At 45.2% G+C, this 263-nt stretch carries 1 protein-coding gene; it reads right to left on the bottom strand.

Features of this window, described 5'->3' with window-relative positions:
- Nucleotides 1-263 (bottom strand): LysR family transcriptional regulator substrate-binding protein (locus tag SB775_RS30625; RefSeq protein WP_410865027.1); only part of this gene is annotated, 263 nt, incomplete at both ends.

The raw sequence follows: 263 nt of genomic DNA, 5'->3' as shown, positions 1-263 counted from the left end.
GAAACGTGGTCCAGCGAAAAAGCAATCGTGGACTTCAAATACTTTTTTCACTTCAAGCTGGGGATCGGTCAAAGGTAAATTAGCCAGGGCAAAATCTATTGTGCCATCTTTCAACAATGCTATACTTTCGGGCGTAGTTCGATTCGTCACTTTTATTTTGATAGCAGGATGGTCATCATGAAATGATTCTAGTGAGGGGAGCAGGATGTATTTACAAAGGGTATCACCCGCCCCGATTCGCACTTCTCCTGCGAGCAGTCGCC

Source organism: Peribacillus sp. SIMBA_075 (genome assembly GCF_046534585.1).
The sequence above is the reverse complement of the archived record's forward strand: the minus strand, read 5'-3'. Positions and strand labels throughout refer to the sequence as shown.